General features: G+C 63.3%; 18 protein-coding genes. 6 read left to right on the plus strand and 12 right to left on the minus strand.

Features of this window, described 5'->3' with window-relative positions; translation table 11 throughout:
* Positions 1-30: 30 nt before the first annotated feature.
* A complete protein-coding gene (locus KUW18_RS15975) occupies positions 31-1,149 on the minus strand; it encodes a muconate cycloisomerase family protein (protein ID WP_206940561.1) in 1,119 nt (372 codons plus the stop codon).
* Positions 1,150-1,357: 208 nt separating this feature from the next.
* On the opposite strand from KUW18_RS15975, the gene KUW18_RS15980 reads away from it, so the two are divergent.
* Positions 1,358-2,260: a LysR family transcriptional regulator gene (locus KUW18_RS15980; RefSeq protein WP_222561839.1), complete on the plus strand. Its 903-nt coding sequence runs from the start codon at positions 1,358-1,360 to the stop codon at positions 2,258-2,260.
* 61 nt (positions 2,261-2,321) lie between these two features.
* Here the strand turns inward: KUW18_RS15980 and KUW18_RS15985 are convergent, their stop codons facing one another.
* The 4 genes from KUW18_RS15985 to KUW18_RS16000 form a co-directional block, all read right to left on the minus strand.
* Positions 2,322-2,684 (minus strand): RidA family protein, encoded by a 363-nt coding sequence (locus KUW18_RS15985; protein ID WP_222561840.1) that lies wholly within the window; start codon positions 2,682-2,684, stop codon positions 2,322-2,324.
* A 131-nt stretch (positions 2,685-2,815) separates the two neighbouring features.
* On the minus strand, positions 2,816-3,451 hold the full coding sequence (gene pcaG, locus KUW18_RS15990) for a protocatechuate 3,4-dioxygenase subunit alpha (RefSeq protein WP_222561841.1): 636 nt from the start codon (positions 3,449-3,451) through the stop codon (positions 2,816-2,818).
* An 85-nt stretch (positions 3,452-3,536) separates the two neighbouring features.
* Positions 3,537-4,262, minus strand: coding sequence for a protocatechuate 3,4-dioxygenase subunit beta (gene pcaH, locus KUW18_RS15995; protein ID WP_206940569.1), 726 nt, complete (start codon positions 4,260-4,262; stop codon positions 3,537-3,539).
* Between the two features lie 133 nt (positions 4,263-4,395).
* Positions 4,396-5,331 carry a LysR substrate-binding domain-containing protein gene (locus KUW18_RS16000; protein WP_222238852.1) on the minus strand — a complete coding sequence of 312 codons (936 nt, stop codon included), beginning with the start codon at positions 5,329-5,331 and terminating at the stop codon, positions 4,396-4,398.
* Positions 5,332-5,561: 230 nt separating this feature from the next.
* Here KUW18_RS16000 and KUW18_RS16005 point away from each other — a divergent pair, with 230 nt between their 5' ends.
* The 4 genes from KUW18_RS16005 to KUW18_RS16020 all read left to right on the plus strand — a co-directional run bounded on the left by KUW18_RS16005 (position 5,562) and on the right by KUW18_RS16020 (position 10,179).
* Positions 5,562-6,137, plus strand: a complete 576-nt coding sequence (locus KUW18_RS16005) for a TRAP transporter small permease (protein WP_222561842.1) — start codon at positions 5,562-5,564, stop codon at positions 6,135-6,137.
* Entirely contained in the window at positions 6,130-7,416 is a 1,287-nt protein-coding gene (locus KUW18_RS16010) for a TRAP transporter large permease (protein ID WP_222561843.1), read from the plus strand. Before KUW18_RS16005 ends, KUW18_RS16010 begins: the two co-directional genes overlap by 8 nt.
* A gap of 109 nt (positions 7,417-7,525) precedes the next feature.
* Positions 7,526-8,551 (plus strand): TRAP transporter substrate-binding protein, encoded by a 1,026-nt coding sequence (locus KUW18_RS16015; RefSeq protein ID WP_222561844.1) that lies wholly within the window; start codon positions 7,526-7,528, stop codon positions 8,549-8,551.
* Between the two features lie 104 nt (positions 8,552-8,655).
* Positions 8,656-10,179 (plus strand): sulfatase-like hydrolase/transferase, encoded by a 1,524-nt coding sequence (locus KUW18_RS16020; protein WP_222561845.1) that lies wholly within the window; start codon positions 8,656-8,658, stop codon positions 10,177-10,179.
* Between the two features lie 43 nt (positions 10,180-10,222).
* On the opposite strand, the gene pcaQ is transcribed toward KUW18_RS16020, so the two are convergent.
* The 7 genes from pcaQ to KUW18_RS16055 form a co-directional block, all read right to left on the minus strand.
* A complete protein-coding gene (gene pcaQ, locus KUW18_RS16025; protein WP_222561846.1) occupies positions 10,223-11,146 on the minus strand; it encodes a pca operon transcription factor PcaQ in 924 nt (307 codons plus the stop codon).
* Positions 11,147-11,207: 61 nt separating this feature from the next.
* Positions 11,208-11,645, minus strand: coding sequence for a hypothetical protein (locus tag KUW18_RS16030; protein ID WP_222163977.1), 438 nt, complete (start codon positions 11,643-11,645; stop codon positions 11,208-11,210).
* 280 nt (positions 11,646-11,925) lie between these two features.
* Positions 11,926-13,137: an alpha/beta fold hydrolase gene (locus tag KUW18_RS16035; RefSeq protein ID WP_222561847.1), complete on the minus strand. Its 1,212-nt coding sequence runs from the start codon at positions 13,135-13,137 to the stop codon at positions 11,926-11,928.
* 20 nt (positions 13,138-13,157) lie between these two features.
* Complete coding sequence (gene pcaF, locus KUW18_RS16040) at positions 13,158-14,363, minus strand: 3-oxoadipyl-CoA thiolase (protein ID WP_222561848.1); 1,206 nt, start codon at positions 14,361-14,363, stop codon at positions 13,158-13,160.
* 67 nt (positions 14,364-14,430) lie between these two features.
* Positions 14,431-15,210 carry a CoA-transferase subunit beta gene (locus tag KUW18_RS16045; protein WP_206940581.1) on the minus strand — a complete coding sequence of 260 codons (780 nt, stop codon included), beginning with the start codon at positions 15,208-15,210 and terminating at the stop codon, positions 14,431-14,433.
* The gene (locus KUW18_RS16050) at positions 15,210-16,028 is read right to left on the minus strand and encodes a CoA transferase subunit A (RefSeq protein WP_206940583.1); all 819 of its coding nucleotides are present in this window, start codon (positions 16,026-16,028) and stop codon (positions 15,210-15,212) included. The genes KUW18_RS16045 and KUW18_RS16050 overlap by 1 nt, the downstream gene beginning before the upstream one ends.
* A 247-nt stretch (positions 16,029-16,275) precedes the next feature.
* Positions 16,276-17,685, minus strand: a complete 1,410-nt coding sequence (locus KUW18_RS16055) for an adenylosuccinate lyase family protein (RefSeq protein WP_222561849.1) — start codon at positions 17,683-17,685, stop codon at positions 16,276-16,278.
* Positions 17,686-18,282: 597 nt separating this feature from the next.
* Here KUW18_RS16055 and KUW18_RS16060 point away from each other — a divergent pair.
* Complete coding sequence (locus KUW18_RS16060) at positions 18,283-19,134, plus strand: hypothetical protein (protein WP_222561850.1); 852 nt, start codon at positions 18,283-18,285, stop codon at positions 19,132-19,134.
* Positions 19,135-19,351: the final 217 nt, after the last annotated feature.

Genomic DNA, 19,351 nt, shown 5'->3' on the forward strand with positions numbered 1-19,351 from the left:
GTCTCCTGGTGATCGTGGGGTAAGGCGCCCTTAACGGCGGGCGTACTCGCGCAGCTTGTCTTCGTCCAGCTCAAGGCCAAGGCCGGGGCCATCCGGCAAGGCAACGCCGAAGTCGGTGTAGTGCAGCGGTCGGGTGACGATGTCGTCGGTCAGCAGCAAGGGGCCGAACATCTCGGTGCCCCAGGCCATCTCGGGCAGGGTGGCCCAGGCATGCAGCGAGGCGGCGGTGCCGATGGTGCCTTCGAGCATGGTGCCGCCGTAGAGCCCGATGCCGCCCGCTTCGGCCAGGTGGGCCAGGCGCAGCGCCCCCCGGGGCCCGGCACTCTTGGCAATCTTCAGGGCAAAGGCGCCGCTGAAGCCGGAGTCGATCAGCGCCAGGCCGCAGCGCAGGTCCTGAACGCCTTCATCGGCCAGCATGGTCACCTCGAAACGGCTGGACAGGCGCGCCAGTCCGGCCCGTTCATGGGCGGGAATGGGTTGCTCGATCAGCTCGACGCCGGCGGCCTCGAGCTCGGCAATCGCCCGCACCGCGGTGGCTTCATCCCAGGCCTGGTTGACGTCGACCCTGACACTGGCGCGATCCCCCAGCGCGGCCTTGATCGCGGCCACGTGCTTGACGTCACGCGCTACCGGGTTGGCGCCGATCTTGAGCTTGAAGTCGCGATGGCGACGCTGCTCCAGGCGCCGCTCGGCCTCCTCGATGTCCTTATCGGTGTCACCGCTGGCCAGCGTCCACAGCACCGGCAGGTGGTCATGGCGAGGGCCACCCAGCAGCGATGCCAGCGACACCCCGAGGCGCTTGCCCTTGGCGTCCAGCAGCGCGGTCTCCAGCGCCGACTTGGCGATGACGTTGCCCTTGGCCAGCTTGTCCAGTCGCGCCATGGCCAGATTGATGTTGTCTGCTGGCAGGCCCTCGAGCGCCGGCGCCAGATAGGTATCGATGTTGACCTTCATGCTCTCGGGGCTTTCCGGGCCATAGGCCAGACCACCAATGGTGGTGGCTTCACCCAGCCCCTCGATACCGTCGGAGCATCGCAGTCGCACAATCACCAGGGTCTGGGTGGCCATGGTGGCCATCGACAGCTTGTGCGGCCGGATGGTCGGAAGATCGACCAGCAACGTCTCGATGGATGCAATGGTGATGCTCATAGGAACTCCGGCACGTGACAGAACGGAAACTGGTGAACAAGCCATACCTGAGTAAGTTTTCTCTTACTTAGAGGCGACTTCTCTCACACGCCATCTCTTGTGGCCCATGATGCGAAACCCCCTGTTTACGGCGTCTTCACGAATTCTGGTTGTCTACGGACCGCGGAACCAATATGGTCTGGGTAATCAGGCATACCCTGGAGGTATCATGGAGCTTCGACACCTACGCTATTTCTGCGCTGCAGCAGAAGAGCTGAACATCACCCGGGCCGCCGCTCGACTGCATATGGCGCAGCCACCTTTGACGCGGCAGATCAATCAGTTGGAAGAAGAGCTGGGGGCCCAGCTGTTTATCCGTGGACCCCGTGGTCTGGCCCTGACGCCCACCGGCAAGTTCTTCCATGAGCATGCCCTGCAGATGCTTGAGAAGCTGGACACCACCGTGGCCGCCGTGCGCCGCATGTCCCGCAGCCACAAGGAGTTATTCGGTATCGGCTTCGTGCCATCGCTGTTCTATGGACAGCTGCCGCTGCTGGTGAGGGAGTTGCGACAAAAGGACGAGGTAGAGCTGACCCTGGCCGAACTGACCACGGTGGAACAGGTGCAGGCGCTGAAGGCAGGCAGGATCGACATCGGCTTTGGGCGTCTGCGTCTCGACGACCCGGATGTGGAACAGGAAGTCCTGTTCGAGGAGCCGATGATGGCGGCGGTGCCGGAAGGACACCCGCTGGTGGGCACCACCCCGACCATGGCCGAGCTGGCGAGTTATCCGCTGGTGCTGTACCCGGCAAGCCCACGCCCCAGCCTTGCCGATATCGTGCTGGGGCTGTTTCGCCGGCGCGGCCTCAAGGTCACGGTGGCCCAGGAGGCCAACGAGATGCAGACGGCGCTGGGCCTGGTGGTATCGGACTTCGGTATCACCCTGGTACCGGAACAGGTCAAGCGACAGAACCGCGACGGTATCCGCTACCTCTACCTGGCCGAAAAGCACATCACTTCACCGATCGTGTGCAGCCGCCGACGTGGTGAAGCGCCCAGCGAAACGATGAAGGCGGCCAACGCCATCCTCGAGGTGCTGGTGGAGAATCGTCGCAGCGGGAAGTATCCGTGAAAAACGTGGCGGGACGGCAGGGCCAAGGCCCTGCCTGTGGCGGGTGGCTAACGCTTACGTGTTATCGAAAATCATCCCCCGCCGCTGCCACGAAGGCCATTTCGACCAGCAGCTCGGGGTTGGCCAGCTCGGCCTTGACGCAGGCACGACTGGGGGCGGTGCCGGGCTCGAACCAGCGCTCCCAGGCGATATTCAGCGCATCGAAGTTGGCGAAGTCGGTCAGGTAGATGGTCACCGAAATAATCCGAGTCTTGTCACTGGCCACCTTAGCCAGCGACTCCTCGGCCTGCGCGAAGATCTGCTCGACCTGACCGGTGATGTCGGCGCTGGTATCCGCTTCGGCGACTTCAACGAAGTGGGCCATGCCGTTGTAGACGGTGATGTCGGACCAGCGGGGAGTGGGGTTGATGCGATGGATATCCATGGAGAAGCCTCGATGCCTGGGAGGAAAGGATCGCTAGCATAGGCCATGGAAGCGTCGCTGCAAACGCGGGCAAATAGCGACACGGACGTCGCGGTTCAGGCCGCGACGTCCGTGTGGTCAAGCGAACACGATCAGAAGTCGAAGAACACCGTTTCCCCCTCCCCCTGCAGCACGATATCCAGGCGATAGCGCGGCAGTCCGCCTTCACTGTCTTCACGACGAGCGATCAGGGTCTGACGACGGTTGGGTGACTCAATCGCGCCCAGCACGGGGCAGTCGGCATTGGCCTCGCTCTCGTCGTCAAAGTACAGGCGGGTCTGCAGATGGATATTCACGCCCCGGGCAAAGATCGCCAGGTTGATGTGAGGGGCCATGGTGCGGCCGTCGGGACGGGCGATGGCACCGGGCTTGACGGTCACAAAACGCCATTCGCTGTCACCTTCGGCGGTGGTCGCGGTGCGCCCGAAACTGTTGAATGGCGCCTTGAGGTCAAAGGCGGGTTGATAGTGGCCGCTGCTGTCGGCCTGCCAGGCCTCCAGCAGGGCATCGCGGACCAGGTCGCCGTTGCCGTCGATGACCCGTCCTACCACTTCGATGCGCTGGCCGCTGGCACTGTCCTTGGCCAGTTCGTTCCAGATTTCTTCGTCGCGCTCGGGCAGGCCGGCGACGGCCAGTGCCAGACCGATATGCACGTAGGGGCCCGCTGTCTGGGACGCCGTCTCGCGCAGCATCAGGTTCGCGGTGGGGGTGAAATTGGGCTGTTGCATGGAATCTCCTTGCCGTCGGACGCCATAGCCACACGTCCGCAGGGCATATCACTGTTGGTTGCCGGAAGCATTGCTGCCGAGCGTGTCACTGATTCTCGAAATAGGTCTGCAGCTCGCCGCGTACGACCAGGTCAAAGCGATAGGCCAGCGCGTCCATCGGACGCGAGCGCGCCATGTCGAGACGTCCGATCATGGTGCCGACGGCTTCCTTGTCGTTGAGCGTCTGCACGATCGGACAGATCGGAATCAGTGGATCGCCCTCGAAGTACATCTGGGTGATCAAGCGAGTGGAGATGGCTGGCCCCATGACGCTGACGTGGATATGCGCCGGACGCCAGGTGTTGATGCCGTTGGGCCAGGGGTAAGGGCCTGGCTTGATGGTGCGGAAGTGATACCAGCCGTCCTCATCGGTCAGGCAGCGCCCCACCCCGCCGAAGTTGGGGTCCAGCGGGGCTAGGTAGCTATCTTTCTTGTGGCGGTAACGGCCGCCCGCGTTGGCCTGCCACATTTCAACCAGGGTGTGGGGCACGGGCTTGCCGAACTGGTCGATGACCCGCCCGAACATGATGACCCGCTCTCCCACTGGCAGGCCGGGGGCGGTGCCATCGCGGAAGTTGAGCAACAGGTCGTTGTCATGGGGTCCCATGCGCAGCTTTTGAAAGTCCGGGCCGGTCAATTCAGACACGCTGGGAGTCTGCAGGCTGACCAAGGCCTGGGAAGGAGAGCGCGGCACCGTGGTCTTGTAACCGGGCGCATAGGCGGGCGGATGCGATTGGCGATCGCGTTCGACAAAACGACGACGAAGAGTCATAGGGCCAGGTCCTGACGTAAGGGATGATTATTGGTTGTTCAGACACGTCTCGCCGGCAAGGCGATGACGCCAGTGTGACCAGGCCCTCGCGGACTGCCAATTGAGACCTTGACGAGCGTCCATAACCCAGAGGTTATGGTGGGTCGTCCGCCCCCTTCCGGCGGCTGACTTCGGCACGCAACAACTCAAGGAACGTCAGCCCAAGGCTCGAAAAGGCAAGATCCGTTCGCGAGGTAATGCCCACCGGCACCCGTAGCAGTCGACTATACAGCGGCAGGCGAACCAGCGTGCCTTGAGCGAGGTCGTACGCGACCGTGCCCCGGGGTACCAGCCAGACAGCGTCGGCATCACGGGTGTAGACGCGCCCGAACAGATCGCTCAGTGCCTCGGTCAGGTCGAGTCCGCCGCCCACGCCAGAGGCCAGGAAGAAGTCATCGACCAGGCCGCGCACGGTGGTCCCCTGTGGTGGGACCAGGATGGAATAGCGCGACAGGGCCAGGGCCGTCACTACACTGTCCTGCACGAGTGGGTGGCTGGCATGCACGACCGCGACGATTTCTTCCTCGTATAGAGGCTCGAACGACAGGCCAACGTTGTCGCGCTTGATCATCCCGCCGACGATGAAGTCCTGCTCACCGCCGCGCAGGCGCTCCGCGAGAAACTCATAGGGGCCTGTCATGACACTCACCGCGGCATCCCGCCGGCGCGCCTTGAGCGCGACCACCGCAGCCGGCACGATGGAACCCGCTACCGTCGGCAAGGCGCCGATACGCAGGGCCTGACGCTCTTCTCCGGGCTCCCGGGCGGCACGAATCGCGCGCGAAAAGCTCGCCAGGCTATCGCCTGCGTGCTGGTGAAAGGCCTCACCCGCTGGCGTCAGTCTTACCCCCTTGCGCCCCCGTTCGAGCAGGCTGACGCCAAGCTCCTCCTCCATTTCGCGCAGCGACTTGGACACCGCCGATTGCGTGATGTGCAGCGCCTCGGCGGCACGCAACAAGGAGCCCTGACGCACGATTTCCATCAGTACCCGCAGATGTCGCAGGGTGACGTTACGTCCGCTGGTGGCCATGGCGCCTCCTGACGATGAGCACGTCGAGATGCCGCAAGGGCACTCGGTGAGCCGTGGCGTGGAGAAATGCCACGACCAAGGTCTATAACTTAACCATATAGTTCACCAAAGCGGGAAGAAGTGTCGCTTTTCGTGGCCATTTGGTTCTCCTAGGCTCTCAGCATGTCCCTGCGCCCCAGCGTCTCGCTTGATGACCTGTGGCGACAACAAGAACCCGACGAGGACAGCCCATGGCCGACCACCCACACCCGCCGGCACCTGGCACGGACACGACACAGCCCGCTGGCCATCACGCGCGTCCAGCCGACACCACACCCCGCCGCGCTCCCGAGTACATCATCGGCAGCCTGGCCTTGGTGGCCTTTATCGCGCTGGCCGCTCTCCAGGTGGTGACGCGCTACGTCTTCAACAGTCCGCTGGACTGGAGCGAAGAGCTGGCCGCACATCTGCTGGTGTGGCTGGTGTTCATCGGGGCCATCGGCGTGCAGCGCGAAGACTCCCACCTGCGCGTCGAAATGCTCGATGAATGGCTGTCGCCACGCCTCACTAACTTGTTGCGCCTGGGCTTTGATGTGCTGGCCCTGCTCACCCTGCTGGCCCTGACCTGGGGCGGCTACCTGCTCTACCAGAGCCTGGTGTTCGACAAGCTACCGGCGCTGCGCTGGCGCTTGCGTGATGTCATGGTCATCGTCCCCATCGCCAGTCTATTGATGGCGGTGTTCACCCTTGGCCATATCCGCCGCCGACTGCATCTGCTGGCCCGACACGGGCAGCCTGAGCCTTCAGAGGGCAGCCACCATGACTGATCTCATCCTTTACCTGCTGCTGCTCAAGATGGTGCTGCTGCTCGCCGGCTTCCCCATCGCGTTCTCGGCGATTCTGGTCTCCGTGGCCTACATTCTGATCGAGGGACTGCCGCTGTCGCTGGTGGCACAGAAGGTATCGTTCTCGCTGGCCAGCTTCACTCTGCTGGCGATTCCGCTATTCATGTTCGCCGGCAAGATCACCACGGCCTCGGGGATCTCCGATCGCATCTTCGACTTTGCCGTGCGTCTGGTTGGCCGTATTCCCGGCGGCCTGGGCCACGTCAATGTGGGCTCAAGCCTGATCTTCTCCGGCATGTCGGGCTCGGCCCTGGCCGATGTGGCGGGCCTGGGCGAGATCGAATACAAGGCGATGACCCGCAAGGGCTACGACCCGGACTTTTCTGCGGGGATCACCCTGGCCTCATCGGCACTTGGCCCGATTCTGCCCCCGAGCCTGCCCATGGTGCTGTTCGGCGCGGCCTCGGGCGTCTCCATCACCGGTCTGTTTCTCGGCGGCATCCTGCCTGCCTTTCTGATTGCCCTGGCATTGATGATCTACGTGTTCCTGGTCGGTTGGCGCAACGGCTACGTGGACCACAGCTGGGATGGCTGGCTCAGGCTTGCCAGCGCCTTCATCGGTGCCCTGCCGGCGCTGGCGACGCCAGTGATCATCGTTGGCGGCATGACTCTGGGGGTCTTCAGTGCCACCGAGGCAGCCGCTGCCGCGGTCATCTACGTCCTGTTGATCACCACCCTGGTCTATCGCGACCTCACCTGGCGGACGCTCTACAACGTGCTCTACGACACCGTCATCGAGTCGTCGCGGCTGCTCTTCCTGATCGCCACCGCCCTGCTGCTGGGCTGGGTGCTGACCGATGCGGAGCTGCCTCAGGCCATCGCTGGCATCGCCAGTGGCCACATCGACAGCGCGGGTGGCTTCATGTTCGCCGCCATGCTGACCTTCCTGATTCTGGGGGCGGTCATCGAAAATGCCATTCTGATGCTGATCCTGGCGCCCATGCTGACGCCCATCGCCGCCCAGCAGTTCGGCATCGATCCGATTCACTTCGGCGTCTGCTCGGTGTTCGCCATTATGCTGGGGCAATTCACTCCGCCCATCGGGCTGTCGCTGTTCGTGATGCGGGGCATCACTCGCTTCAGCCTGGCCAGAGTCTCCCTGGCGGTGGCGCCCTTCCTTATCCCGCTGATTCTGAGCCTCGCCATCATGGCCGCGGTGCCTTCGCTGGTGCTGGCCATCCCCAGGGCCCTGGGCATGTGAGCCGTGGCGCGGCACCGCCAGAGCAATGCCATCAGCAACACGCCATTGCCAGAGCGTCATCATCGAGTCGCCAACACCCAGACAACAACGACACCCGGAGCGCTTCACCATGACATCTTCGCCTCGTCGCCATCTATGGACACACCGCCTGGCCGCCACTGTCGCTGCCAGCTGTCTCATCGCCAGCCTGTCGGCCGGCGCCAGCAGCGAGCTTCGCCTGGCCCTGGTCAACATGCCCGATGAACCCGTGACCCAGGCAATGCACCGGTTTGCCGAGCTCACCGAACAGTATTCAGAGGGAAACGTCACCATCCAGGTCAGCGATGGCGGCCACCTCGGCAATGATCGTGAGCTGTTCAACCAGCTCTACAGCGGTGCCATCGACCTGGGCAAACCATCGTTTCCGATCCTTGCCGATGTGGTGCCCGAATACTCGGTGACCATGGCGGGCTACTTCTTTGACGACTGGAAAAGACTCGAGGCCCTGCTCAACGCCCCCGAGTTCGGCCAGCAGTGGCGACAACGGCTGCTGGAGGACGCCGGCCTGCGCATTCTGGCCTACTACTACTTCGGCACACGCGAAGTGACCATGGCCGACCAGATACCCCGCACTCCGGAGGAGTTTCAGGGTGTAAAACTGCGTGCCGTGACCAACCCGATGTCGCTGTCGGTGATCCGTGGACTGGGTGCCAGCCCCACGCCCATCCCGTTTCCGGAGCTTTTCCAGGCGCTCAATCAGGGGGTCGCCGACGGCCAGGAAAACCCGCTGCCCACCATCTATGCCAATCGCCTCTACGAGGTGCAGGACAGCGTCATCCTGACCCACCACCAGCTGGTCGGGCAGGCCCTGGTGATCAATGACGACAGCTTCCAGGCCTTGTCACCAGCAGATCAGCAAGCCATGGAGCAAGCTGCCCAGGAGGCCATGGCGTACGCCACGCAACTGGCACAGGAGCAGGAAGCCCAGATCGTCGAAGCCCTACGTGACGAGGGGCTGACCGTCGTCGAGCTGAGCGACGCTGAACGAGACGCCTTTGCTGCCAGCGTGCGTACCCAGGTGCTCGAGGATTTCGACGGCCGCGACTGGCCCGAAGGCTTTGCCCAGAGCGTTCTCGACTTTGCCGACCGACCTTGACGACTGAGCCTGACGACCGACCTTGACGACCTACCTCGACACCGGACGGGCCTGGAGCCGTCAGCGGCCAAGGGCCCACTCCGGTCTCCGCAAAGGAAACGTGCATGCGCGTCATCTATGTCCTGTTTGACTCTCTCAATCGCTCCGCCCTCGGCTGCTACGGGGGCGCCATCGCCACCCCCAACTTTGACCGTCTGGCAGCACGATCCATGCGGTTTGATCGCCACTACATCGGCAGCATGCCGTGCATGCCTGCTCGACGCGACATGCACACCGGCCGGCTGAACTTCCTGCATCGCAGCTGGGGCCCGCTGGAGATCTTCGACGACTCCTTTGCGGTCAGCATGGGCCAGGCTGGGGTCTATAGCCACCTGGTCACCGATCACAATCACTACTTCGAAGATGGTGGCTCGACCTACCACAATCGCTATTCCAGCTTCGACTTCATTCGCGGGCAGGAAAGCGACCCCTGGGTCGCCATGGTCAAGCCACCGCTGGAGCGCTTCCGCGAGCAGTACCACCCCGAACAGTTTGGCGGTGAGCGCATCCGTCATCGCGTCCAGGGCATGCTTAATGAGACCGCCCTGCGCTCCCGCGAGGATTATCCGGTGGTCAAGTGCGTCGACTCGGCGCTCTCCTTTCTGGCCACCAACGGCGCTGAAGACCACTGGTTTCTTCACCTGGAATGCTTTGACCCCCATGAGCCGTTCAGCGCGCCAGCCAGCTATCGCGAGCACTTTCCCACGCGCTATCAGGGACCGATCTATACCTGGCCGCAGTACCGCACGACCGAGCAGGCCACCACTGAGGAAATCGAGGAAATACGCGCCAACTATGGCGCTCTGGTGAGCTTTTGCGACGATGAGCTGGGTCGCCTGCTGGATGTTCTGGACGCCCAGGAGATGTGGCAGGACACCGCCGTGGTGCTGACGACCGACCACGGATTCATGCTCGGCGAGCATGGCTGGTGGGGCAAGAACCGGATGCCCTTCTTCAATGAGATCGCCAACATTCCCTTGCTGATCCACGATCCCCGTCATCCCGACAGCTGGGGCACACATTGCACCTCGCTGACCCAGACCACTGACCTGTCGGCCACGCTACTGGACCTGTTCGAACTACCTGCGCCGGCCCATGGCTGTGGTCAATCACTGCTGCCACTGATCGACGGTAGCGCCGACCAGGTGCGCGAGCTGGCCCTGTACGGCATCTTTGGCGGAGCGCTTAACGCCACCGATGGCCACTACAGCTACTTCCTGTATCCGCGGGACATGGAACGCTGGCCTCTTTACGAATACACCTTGATGCCGATGCACACCGCTAGCCTGTTCACTCCGTCAGAGGTGGCCGACGCCGAGCTGTATCGAGGCTTCGACTTCACCAAGGGCGCCCCCGTGCTGCGGATGACGGCCAAGGATGATGCCAAGCGCCCACCGCTGCAGGGCGGAGGCTTTGCCCAGACCTATACCTGCCTGTACGACCTGGCCGGCGATCCCGGTCAGACCACGCCCTTTCGTGACCCGACCATCGAGTCACACCTGCGCCAGCTGATGATCGCGGAGATGCATCGACATGAAGCCCCTCAGGAGCTCTATCAGCGCTTCGGGCTGGCGCCATCAGGCCAGTGATCGCGGTGCAGTCACCGCCCTCAGGACCTGGCGACCACATCGTTCAGTGCTGGCGCTCGGCGGCGGCCTGGCGCAGTGACTCGGCGAAATCATCCAGCGCCAGGCTGGTGTCCACTGACGCGTTGGTACAGAGCCCCACCGATCCACCCTGGTGCTCGAAGGCCAGCGACAGCTCCACCAGACGGCCTGCCTGCAGGTCGTCATCCACGGCATCGAAGGGCGCCACCCAGATGGCGTCATTCTCCAGGGTGTAGCGACGGCTGAGCGTCAGCGACAGGGTCTCGAGACAGGGCGACGACAGGCTGATGGCGTGACGCACACAGAAGCTGTCGACCTGCTGTCGCAGGGTCGTCTGCTGGGGCGGCAGTACCCAGCGGCACTCCCCGAGGGGGGCGGTATCCTCAAGCACGTGCCCGGCCAGCCCATGGCCGGGACGAACCACCAGCCGCAGTGACTCGTAGTAGAGGTGCTCAAAGGCCAGATCACGGATCTCGCGGGCTTCTGTCATCCGTCCGACCACCATGTCCAGCTCGCCAAGTGACAATCGAGACAGCAGATAGGCGCTGGCGCCCGTGACCACCGTGACGCTGGTAGTGGGGCCGTGAGGCGATGTCTGGAAACGGCCGAGAGCCGCGGGCATCAGCCGTGACTCCACCGTGGATAGCGCACCGATCCTCAACCAGGCATGGCCACCATGGGCATCCGCCAGGGCACCCACACCCTCCTCGAGGGCCTTCAGCGCAGGGCCGGCGTGCCTTAACAGGGTGAGCCCGGCCTGGGTCAGACTGACGCCCTGGGCGCCACGCTCGAACAGCGTGGCACCGACGATGTCCTCGAGTTCACGAATGGCCTTGGAAATGCCCGGCTGGGTGATCGCCAGGGAGTCGGCAGCCCGCGCAAAGCTGCGGCGCCGAGAGACCTCAAGAAAGGCGTTGAGATGACGCAGTTTGATACGGTGATTGAGCATAAAACGTCAGGACTTTGGGCATCAGGGCGCTGGCCATCTCAACGACGAGGGATGACAGGACTCACTGGCAAGCGGCGAGCACGCGTTCGATGGGCTCGCCAGACCCCATCAGCGAAAAGCGCGCTGGAAGCGTGTCCTGGGGAGTGATCACGGCGACGTTGCCTGACTGCAGAGTGCGCGTCAGGCGAGCCGGCGAAGGCGCGAACCAGACGCCATCCTTGGGCGAATGACGGGACTCCAGACGATAGCCGATGCCATCCACCAGCACATCCAGAGGCTTGCGCCGGTCTGCACCCATGCCGGAGGCGTAACCCGCTACCGACACCATGGGCACCCCATTGAAGCACACCAGCGCCAACGAATGACCGTCGCCATCTTCTACCTTGGCCGCTGGCGCATCGCCAAACATCTGGTGGGCCTGGGTGAAACGCCAATCGGCCGCCGCCGAGTGGGCCATCAGCCCACCGAGCAACGCTGCCACACACGTCATGAACCGCATCTAGGAGTTACCTCTTGCCGCCAAATAAGGGCATGCACCGGGCCGCGCCCTCCTGCCCAGCATCCGTCCCCGTTCCAGTCTAGCAACGGCCCGAAACGTTAGGCCACTATCACGGGCACTCGGCCATGTAGTGAACGACGGAATAGAGGGAAGCAGACAGAAAGGACTCGGCACTCCCTACTGGAACATTCAGCGCTGCCATTGTGTGACAGCTATGTATCACTCTTCCCCTGCGGCGACAACCGTGCCCCAGATGCAGATTAACCCTGCCCTACCCTGCCTAGCCCTCACCTTCACAGGCGCCCCATCCCAGTTCCTTGGCCAGGGCAAAGGCGTGGTTGGCCGCCGGTACGCCAGCGTAGATGGCGACATGCATCAACACCTGACGCAGTTCCGCCTCACTCAGCCCGATGCGCTGGGCGGTGTTCAAGTGCAGGGTCAGCTCCTCGCGCCCCAGGGCGGCGAGAATGCCGGTGGTGATCATGCTGCGCTCGCGTCTCGTCAGGTCGTCATTGGACCACAGCTCGCCCCAGGCCAGCCGGGTGATCATCTGCTGGAACGGCGCGTCCAGCGACGTGGCCTTGGCGGTGGAGCGCGCCACATGCGCCTCCCCCAGCACCTGCTTGCGTGTCTCTATCCCGACCGAATAGGCAACACCGTGCTCGGCCACATCGCCCAGCTCCGGCGCCAGCGCATCGAGCAGCCAGTCGCACAAGCGCTGGGGTGCCTCCACCGAGGGCACATGGCCGACGCCATCGAATACCGTCAGCTCAGCACCGGGGATGTGCTCGGCCAAGGCCGCCAGCGAGGCGGGAGGCGTCGCCAGATCCTCACTGCCCGCCAACAGGTTGACCCTGAACGCTGGAGGGTGATGACCCGCATCGCCGAGGCGGCCCCGGAAATCCGCCTGCCCCAGCATCTCGCACAGCTGGGCGTAGGACTCATCGTCGCCACGGCCCATGGCCAGCTGCCAGCCTGGCGCCAGCGCCGAGTTGGCCTCAAACGCCCTGGCGGCGAACCAGCGCGGTACGATCTCGCCGGACATGGCGGCGAGCCCCTCAGCGCGCACGCGCCCGGCGCGGGCCGACCACAGTTCGAGATTGCCGATCTGCGCCCCGGTATTGGTCAGGCTGGCCGAGGCCAGTCGCTCGGGATGATGCGCGATCAACGCCTGGCCAATGACACCACCGATGGAGGTGCCGACGAAATGCAGGCGCGTGGTGTCAGCAATCCCCACCTCGGCCAGCAGCGCCAGCAGCTCATCCGCCAGGTCCTGCGGGGTGATCGCGCCGCCGGGCTCCAATGGCCCACTGGCCCCGTGCCCCGGCAGGTCCCAGGTCAGCACCCGATAGCGTGAGATCAGGCGCGGCAGCAGCTCATCCCAGACCGACTGATTCATGCCCAGCGGATGGGCCAACACCAGTAATGGCAGCGCCTCACTGCCCAGCAGGCGATAGCTCAGGGTGCGGTGGTGGATCTTGGCAAAGCTCATGGCGGTCTCCGTTGGCGGGATCAAACGCGCTCGATCAGGGTGGCAATCCCCTGCCCCACACCCACACACATGGTGCACAGGGCATAGCGCTTTTGCTGCTGATGCAGTTCGTGGGCGGCGGTCATCAATAGCCGCGCACCGGACATCCCCAGGGGGTGCCCCAGGGCGATGGCGCCGCCATTGGGATTGATCCGGGGGTCATCGTCGGCAATGCCCAGGTCCCGCATGCAGGCCAGCGCCTGAGCGGCGAAGGCTTCATTGAGCTCGATCACGTCGATCTCATCGATACTTACCCCGGTGCGCGCCAGCAGGCGGCGTACCGCGGGCACCGGGCCGTAGCCCATGATACGCGGCTCGACCCCGCCGGTGGCCATCCCTAGGATGCGCGCCATCGGCGTCAGGCCGTGGCGCTCCACTGCGGCCTGACTGGCCACCAGCATCGCACAGGCGCCATCGTTGACCCCCGACGCATTGCCGGCGGTGACGCTGCCATCCTGCTTGAAGGGTGTCGGCAAGCTCGCCAGCTTGTCCAGGGTGGTGCCGGAGCGCGGATGCTCATCGCTGTCGAAGACCAGCGGCGGCTGCTTGCGCCGGGGGATCTCGATAGGCGTGATTTCCAAGGCAAAACGCCCTTGCTGCTGGGCCCGTGCGGTCTTCTCCTGGGAGCGCACGGCAAAGGCATCCTGGTCCGCCCGCGAGATAGCGAACTGCTCGGCCACGTTCTCGGCGGTTTCCGGCATCGAGTGGGTCTCGTAGACCTTCTTCATCAATGGATTGACGAAGCGCCAGCCGATGGTGGTGTCCTCGATCGTCTGTCCGCGGGAGAACGCCCCCTCCGCCTTGCCCATGACGTAAGGCGCCCGCGACATGGACTCGACGCCACCGGCCAGGGCCAGATCCATCTCGCCGGCCTTGATCGCACGCATGGCGGTCCCCACCGCATCCATGCCGGAACCACACAGCCGGTTCATGGTAGTGCCCGGTACCGAGGTAGGAAGCCCCGCCAGCAGCGACGACATGCGCGCCACGTTGCGATTGTCCTCACCGGCCTGATTGGCGCAGCCCATGAAGACTTCTTCGATGGCCGCAGGGTCAAGATCGGGCGCCTGAGCCAGCACTGCCTTGAAGATATCGGCCGCCAGATCATCAGGGCGCACGCTGGACAGGGTACCCCCGAAGCGGCCAATGGCACTGCGGCGAGGATGGCAGAGATAGACGTCGCTCATGGCGGACTCCTTGCTGTCCCCGCGCATCGGCGCGGGGCGTGTCGTAAACAGGGGAAAACCGGGGCTCTTACTGGCCGCTATGGGCGCGCTCGGTGCGGGCCTTCAGTTCGCGCAGCACCGCCAGTTCGTGGTCGCTGGGCTCGGGCGTCGCGGCAAGCTCGGGGGCAAAGCGGATATCCCAGCCCGTCGCTTCCTGCACCTGCTCGCGGCTCACCCCAGGGTGCAGCGAGACGACGGTGAGCTCGCGATCGACGGGATCGGGCTTCATCACGCACAGATCGGTAATCACCCGGGTCGGCCCCTTGCCGATGTTGGGCACGCCATCGCGTCCCTTGCCGTCGCGGCCGAAGCCCAGGGTGGTGATGAAGTCCACGTCGCGCACGAAGGCGCGTGGCGAATGCTTCAAGGTGATGAACACCTCGCCGGCGTTGGTGGCGATTTCCGGCGCCCCGCCACCGCCCGGCAGGCGTACCTTGGGCGCGGTGTAGTCACCGATCAGCGTGGTATTGAGGTTGGCGTAGCGATCGATCTGCGCCGTGCCCAGAAAGCCGACGCTGACCTTGCCGCCCTGCAGCCAGTAGCGAAACATCTCGGGCACGGACACGGTGGTCAGCGCCGACTCACACAGCTCACCGTCGCCAATCGACAGCGGCAGCACATCGGGCTTGGTCTGCAGGGTGCCGGATTCGTAGATCAGCACTACCTCGGGAGCGTGGGTCAGGCGTGCCAGGTTGGCGGCCTCGGAGGGCAGACCAATGCCGACAAAGCAGGTCATGCCGTTCTCCAGCGCGCGGGCGGCGGTCACCGTCATCATCTCGGCGGAGGTGTAGTCGGTAGCGGTGTTCATCAGGCGTGCCCCCCTGTCTGGATGATGTTGTCGTCGATCCACCGGGTAAAGGCATCCCGGTCCCGTGCAATGGCGTCCCACTCCTTGTAGAAGCGGTTGTCCCGGGGGTAGTAACCGTGGGCGTAGGACGGCAGCGAGCCCTTTTCCGCCACGGCGATGGCGTCGATGGCCCAGCCTGGAATCACGCAGGCATTGGGGTGGGCTCCCAGGTCGTCGACGATTTCCTCGACGGTGACGATGGCGTGCTTGGCCGCCAGCACCGCTTCCTTCTGCACGCCGATGATGCCCTCGACCAGCACATTGCCGGCCCGATCCGCCTTCTGGGCATGCACGATGGACACATCCGGGCGTACCGATGGAACGGCGGCCAGGCGCTCACCGGTAAAGGGACACTCGATGAACTTGATCTGCTCGTTGACGTTGGGCAGCTCGCTGCCCACATAGCCTCGCAACACCGCCAGCGGTAGCCCTGCGGCCCCTGCTTCGAAGGCGCAGGCCATGGCCGCATGGCTATGCTCGAGAATCTCGATCTGATGGGGCCAGCCCTTCTCCACCGCATCGCGCAGTCGGTGCAGCGACCCCACGCCGGGGTTGCCCCCCCAGGAAAAGATCACCTTCTTGACGCAACCCGCACCGATCAGCTGATCGTAGACCAGGTCCGGAGTCATGCGGATCAAGGTGAGATCACGCTTGCGCTGGCGAATGACTTCATGCCCGGCGGCAAACGGGATCAGATGGGTAAAGCCTTCCATGGCAACGGTGGCGCCATCCTCGACGTAGCGCTTCACCGCATCACTCAGGCTCAGGATCTCGGCCATGTGGATTGCCTCATGTGTGTTCTGGAGGGGTGTGCTGAATGCTGTGCTCTTGATGTTGAGCTCTTGATGAATAGCCCAGGACGCTGTTGCCTGGACCATGCATCCCTTTTGTTCGCTATGTGAACGTAGGTTTGTTATACGAACAAACCTACTGTCGAATCCCTCGATCGTCAAATGCAAAAAAGGCGAGCGCAGATCGACTCTGCGCTCGCCTTTACTGGGGGTTGTCTTTTGCTTCAGAGGGTTATCAGCGCTGCAGCCACTCAAGCGCGGCACGGACCTGGTGTTTGCTGCTACCAATGTATAAGGCGGGATCGGTGGCCGCTCGTATCGCTTCGGCACTGGGCAGTGTGCTGTCATGAGGGCTGGCTTGGCTGCTGGCAGCGGTGCTGACGCCGGCGCCGGCGTCGCTGTTTACCGCGTCACCACCTTCCAGCACCAGCGACACCAGCACGTCAGCGTAACGGCGCCCCTGCTGCCTGGCCTGTTCGGCGGCGTCTGCCGCCAGCGCCTTGGCGCGCTCGTGCCCCAGGGACGGGGTCAGCAGACGCGCCACCGGCTCGGCCATGATGGCGCCCCCGGTCACCGCAAGGTTGGCCGCCATGCGCTCGGGGTGGACCTCCAGGCCTTCGAGCAACACCGCCGCCTGCTCCAGGGCGCCCTCCACCAACAGCACCGATTCCGTCAGGGGCACCCACTCGGCATGCCATTCCCCCAGTCCGCGCTCCAGCGGCTGCGCCACGGCGCCCAGCACCACGCTGGTGTGTCCATGCAGCCGACGAGCCGCCGAGCGTATCAGCGCACAGCGCACCGGGTTGCGCTTGTGCGGCATCGACGAAGACTCGCCCATGCCGGGGGCGCTGGGTTCACTGACTTCACCAACTTCGGTCTGGGTCAGCAGGGAGACGTCGAGCGCCAGGTTCTCCACCGCCCCGGCCACGGCATCCAGGGCCGTCTGCAGGGTATGGATCGGCTGGCGATTGGTGTGCCAGGGCAATACCGGGCAGCTCAGCCCCAGCTCCTGGGCTATCGCCTGCATCAGGGCCATGCCCTCATCGCCCCATCCCGAGTGCACGCCTACCGCACCGCCAAACTGTACCGGCAGCCCTTGATCCGCCACCTCACCCAGCCGTCGCCTGGCTTGTTCGAGCCCCACCGTCCACTGGGCGACCTTGGCGCCGAAGGTGATCGGCAAGGCTTGCTGCATCAGCGTACGACCGACCATGGGCGTATCGGCATGTGCCTGCATCAACGCCATGCCTGCGGTCCGGCACCGCTCAAGCAGTCCATCGATGGCCCCCAGCCGAGGTGTCAGCAGATGCATCAAGGCCGAGTCCACCACATCCTGACTGGTGGCCCCCTGGTGCCAGTAGCGCTTGAGATGATCCGGCAGCGCGCCACGGCCTGCCTTGACGAAGGGAATGGCCGGATTACCGCCACTGGCAACACCACGGGCCAGTTCGGCCACATCGAACGCGTGATGCTCCAGCCGCTCGGCCATGTCTGCGGCGGTACCGGGCGGCACCGCCCCGATACGCTCCTGCGCGCGCACCAGGGCCAGCTCGAAGGCCAGCATTGAGGCGATAAAGTCCGCATCACGGCAGTCCTTGAGCGCATCTTGGCTCATGCAGGGGTGGCTCAGCAGGGCGGCAGTCATGGCATGTTCCTCGTGAAAGGGGCGTGAGGCTTGGCACATCGGCTGTGCCTGGCTTGGAGAACGCAGGGACGGGGCAGACAGTGGAAGCGCTCCATCAAGCTGGCGCGCCAACACTGCTTATCGCACAGATGTTCGCGAATCGAACGACTATGCTAGATGACTCAATACTGGGCAGCAAACTCCCCCGCCACCGATGATATGCCGCTGCACAGGAGTGCGCCGGGCACATTCGTCGACATGCTACGCTGATGGGCAGGTTGGCGTTCCAGTCAACGATTCAAGGTCGACAGCCCCATGATATTCCCTCCACAGCACTTGCTTCGAATGCTGATAGCATTGATCCTATCAGCCCTCGCCGTGCCGACTTATGCTCAAAATGACTGCACAGAGACGGAGCTAAAAAGAGTCCCCCCTCCCCTAAACAATCATAAGTGCACAATCAGCTGGATCGACCACAATCAGCTAAGGACTGTCACATGGCGCGAGAATAGAGGGGATGGTGAGTCTGCCAAGCTTCAACACACCTTGAATAAAACAGTACTGACATCTTCCCATTTACCCCAACTCATTGATGTCGACCAGGACGGCTGGCACGACATGCTGACGTTCACGCCAGTAGGTCAGGTCAATGGCGTCTTCGATATCTTCTTCTATGAGCCATCCCATGGGACATTTACGCATGCTCAGCCACTGTCAGGCCATACATTGGAACGAGATATAGATGACTACGTCATTGCCATATCTCGTAACGGCCCAGGCCAGATATTGCGTTTCTTTACTATTGAAAACCAGGACTTCACGTTTCAGTTTGAGATCAATCCCTATGCCCCCGGCTCGCCTCCCCCAGGCCGTGAGTTTACCTGTGACATCAGTGCTGTCAGTAGCGAAGTAGGCAGTGAGAACGAAAGAAAAGGCGCAACACCTGAAGACGTTGAATGGCTCAGTGACTACTGCATCCTGGAACCGCCAATAGACCGCGAACCCCGCAATATTGAGCTCCTGGAGCGAGCGGTTGAAACAGATAGGGTACCGACAGACACCCTATTTTATTGTCGCCTCGACGATAACACTCATATTGTCACCATCTCTCGAGTTCCAGGTGGGATGAAATACGAGTATGGAAGAATCGGCACTGACAGTGTCGAGCTGGCTCTGGAGCAGCCGCTTGAACAGGTCCAAGTGGTGACAGAGGATGACAATGGACAGAGTCGATTTGGTGAAATCCGCTTTACCAGCGGCCCCTACAGCTACATCGCGTCCTACCGCTACGACTTATTCGACACAAATGGCAAGCTATTGCCATCTGGCCCAGATCGAGCGCGCGCCAACCCGACGTTTCGACGAAGCCTGATGGTCACCAAGGACGGGGACCGTGCAAACCCAGTGTTTGCCAGAGACTGTCTTATCGCACATTCCTACGATGCGATCTTGGCGTCGGAGCGGGAATGACATCGTGCGGTCGAGGGGCGTTGTGGCCGGCGGGCGCCGGTAGCCGACGTCTTCGGCGCTAACACAACCATTCGGACAACGGCATCTTGATGGGATAGCGATAGCAGCAGTCGCCAATAGTCGTACAAGTGTTCGCAAGTCGAACATATATGCTAGGTTAACCACATGGACGGGAGGTACGGCACTCGCTAAGCAGTGTGTCGACACGCCCTCAGAC

The organism is Halomonas sp. DP5Y7-2 (assembly GCF_019802025.1).
In the GTDB taxonomy this organism is placed as follows: domain Bacteria; phylum Pseudomonadota; class Gammaproteobacteria; order Pseudomonadales; family Halomonadaceae; genus Halomonas; species Halomonas litopenaei_A.

Bases quoted from the DNA above. Each gene is read 5' to 3' on its own strand.
- KUW18_RS15975 (WP_206940561.1), bottom strand. From the start codon at position 1,149: ATGAGCATCACCATTGCATCCATCGAGACGTTGCTGGTCGATCTTCCG.
- KUW18_RS15980 (WP_222561839.1), top strand. From the start codon at position 1,358: ATGGAGCTTCGACACCTACGCTATTTCTGCGCTGCAGCAGAAGAGCTG.
- KUW18_RS15985 (WP_222561840.1), bottom strand. From the start codon at position 2,684: ATGGATATCCATCGCATCAACCCCACTCCCCGCTGGTCCGACATCACC.
- pcaG (WP_222561841.1), bottom strand. From the start codon at position 3,451: ATGCAACAGCCCAATTTCACCCCCACCGCGAACCTGATGCTGCGCGAG.
- pcaH (WP_206940569.1), bottom strand. From the start codon at position 4,262: ATGACTCTTCGTCGTCGTTTTGTCGAACGCGATCGCCAATCGCATCCG.
- KUW18_RS16000 (WP_222238852.1), bottom strand. From the start codon at position 5,331: ATGGCCACCAGCGGACGTAACGTCACCCTGCGACATCTGCGGGTACTG.
- KUW18_RS16005 (WP_222561842.1), top strand. From the start codon at position 5,562: ATGGCCGACCACCCACACCCGCCGGCACCTGGCACGGACACGACACAG.
- KUW18_RS16010 (WP_222561843.1), top strand. From the start codon at position 6,130: ATGACTGATCTCATCCTTTACCTGCTGCTGCTCAAGATGGTGCTGCTG.
- KUW18_RS16015 (WP_222561844.1), top strand. From the start codon at position 7,526: ATGACATCTTCGCCTCGTCGCCATCTATGGACACACCGCCTGGCCGCC.
- KUW18_RS16020 (WP_222561845.1), top strand. From the start codon at position 8,656: ATGCGCGTCATCTATGTCCTGTTTGACTCTCTCAATCGCTCCGCCCTC.
- pcaQ (WP_222561846.1), bottom strand. From the start codon at position 11,146: ATGCTCAATCACCGTATCAAACTGCGTCATCTCAACGCCTTTCTTGAG.
- KUW18_RS16030 (WP_222163977.1), bottom strand. From the start codon at position 11,645: ATGCGGTTCATGACGTGTGTGGCAGCGTTGCTCGGTGGGCTGATGGCC.
- KUW18_RS16035 (WP_222561847.1), bottom strand. From the start codon at position 13,137: ATGAGCTTTGCCAAGATCCACCACCGCACCCTGAGCTATCGCCTGCTG.
- pcaF (WP_222561848.1), bottom strand. From the start codon at position 14,363: ATGAGCGACGTCTATCTCTGCCATCCTCGCCGCAGTGCCATTGGCCGC.
- KUW18_RS16045 (WP_206940581.1), bottom strand. From the start codon at position 15,210: ATGAACACCGCTACCGACTACACCTCCGCCGAGATGATGACGGTGACC.
- KUW18_RS16050 (WP_206940583.1), bottom strand. From the start codon at position 16,028: ATGGCCGAGATCCTGAGCCTGAGTGATGCGGTGAAGCGCTACGTCGAG.
- KUW18_RS16055 (WP_222561849.1), bottom strand. From the start codon at position 17,685: ATGACTGCCGCCCTGCTGAGCCACCCCTGCATGAGCCAAGATGCGCTC.
- KUW18_RS16060 (WP_222561850.1), top strand. From the start codon at position 18,283: ATGCTGACGTTCACGCCAGTAGGTCAGGTCAATGGCGTCTTCGATATC.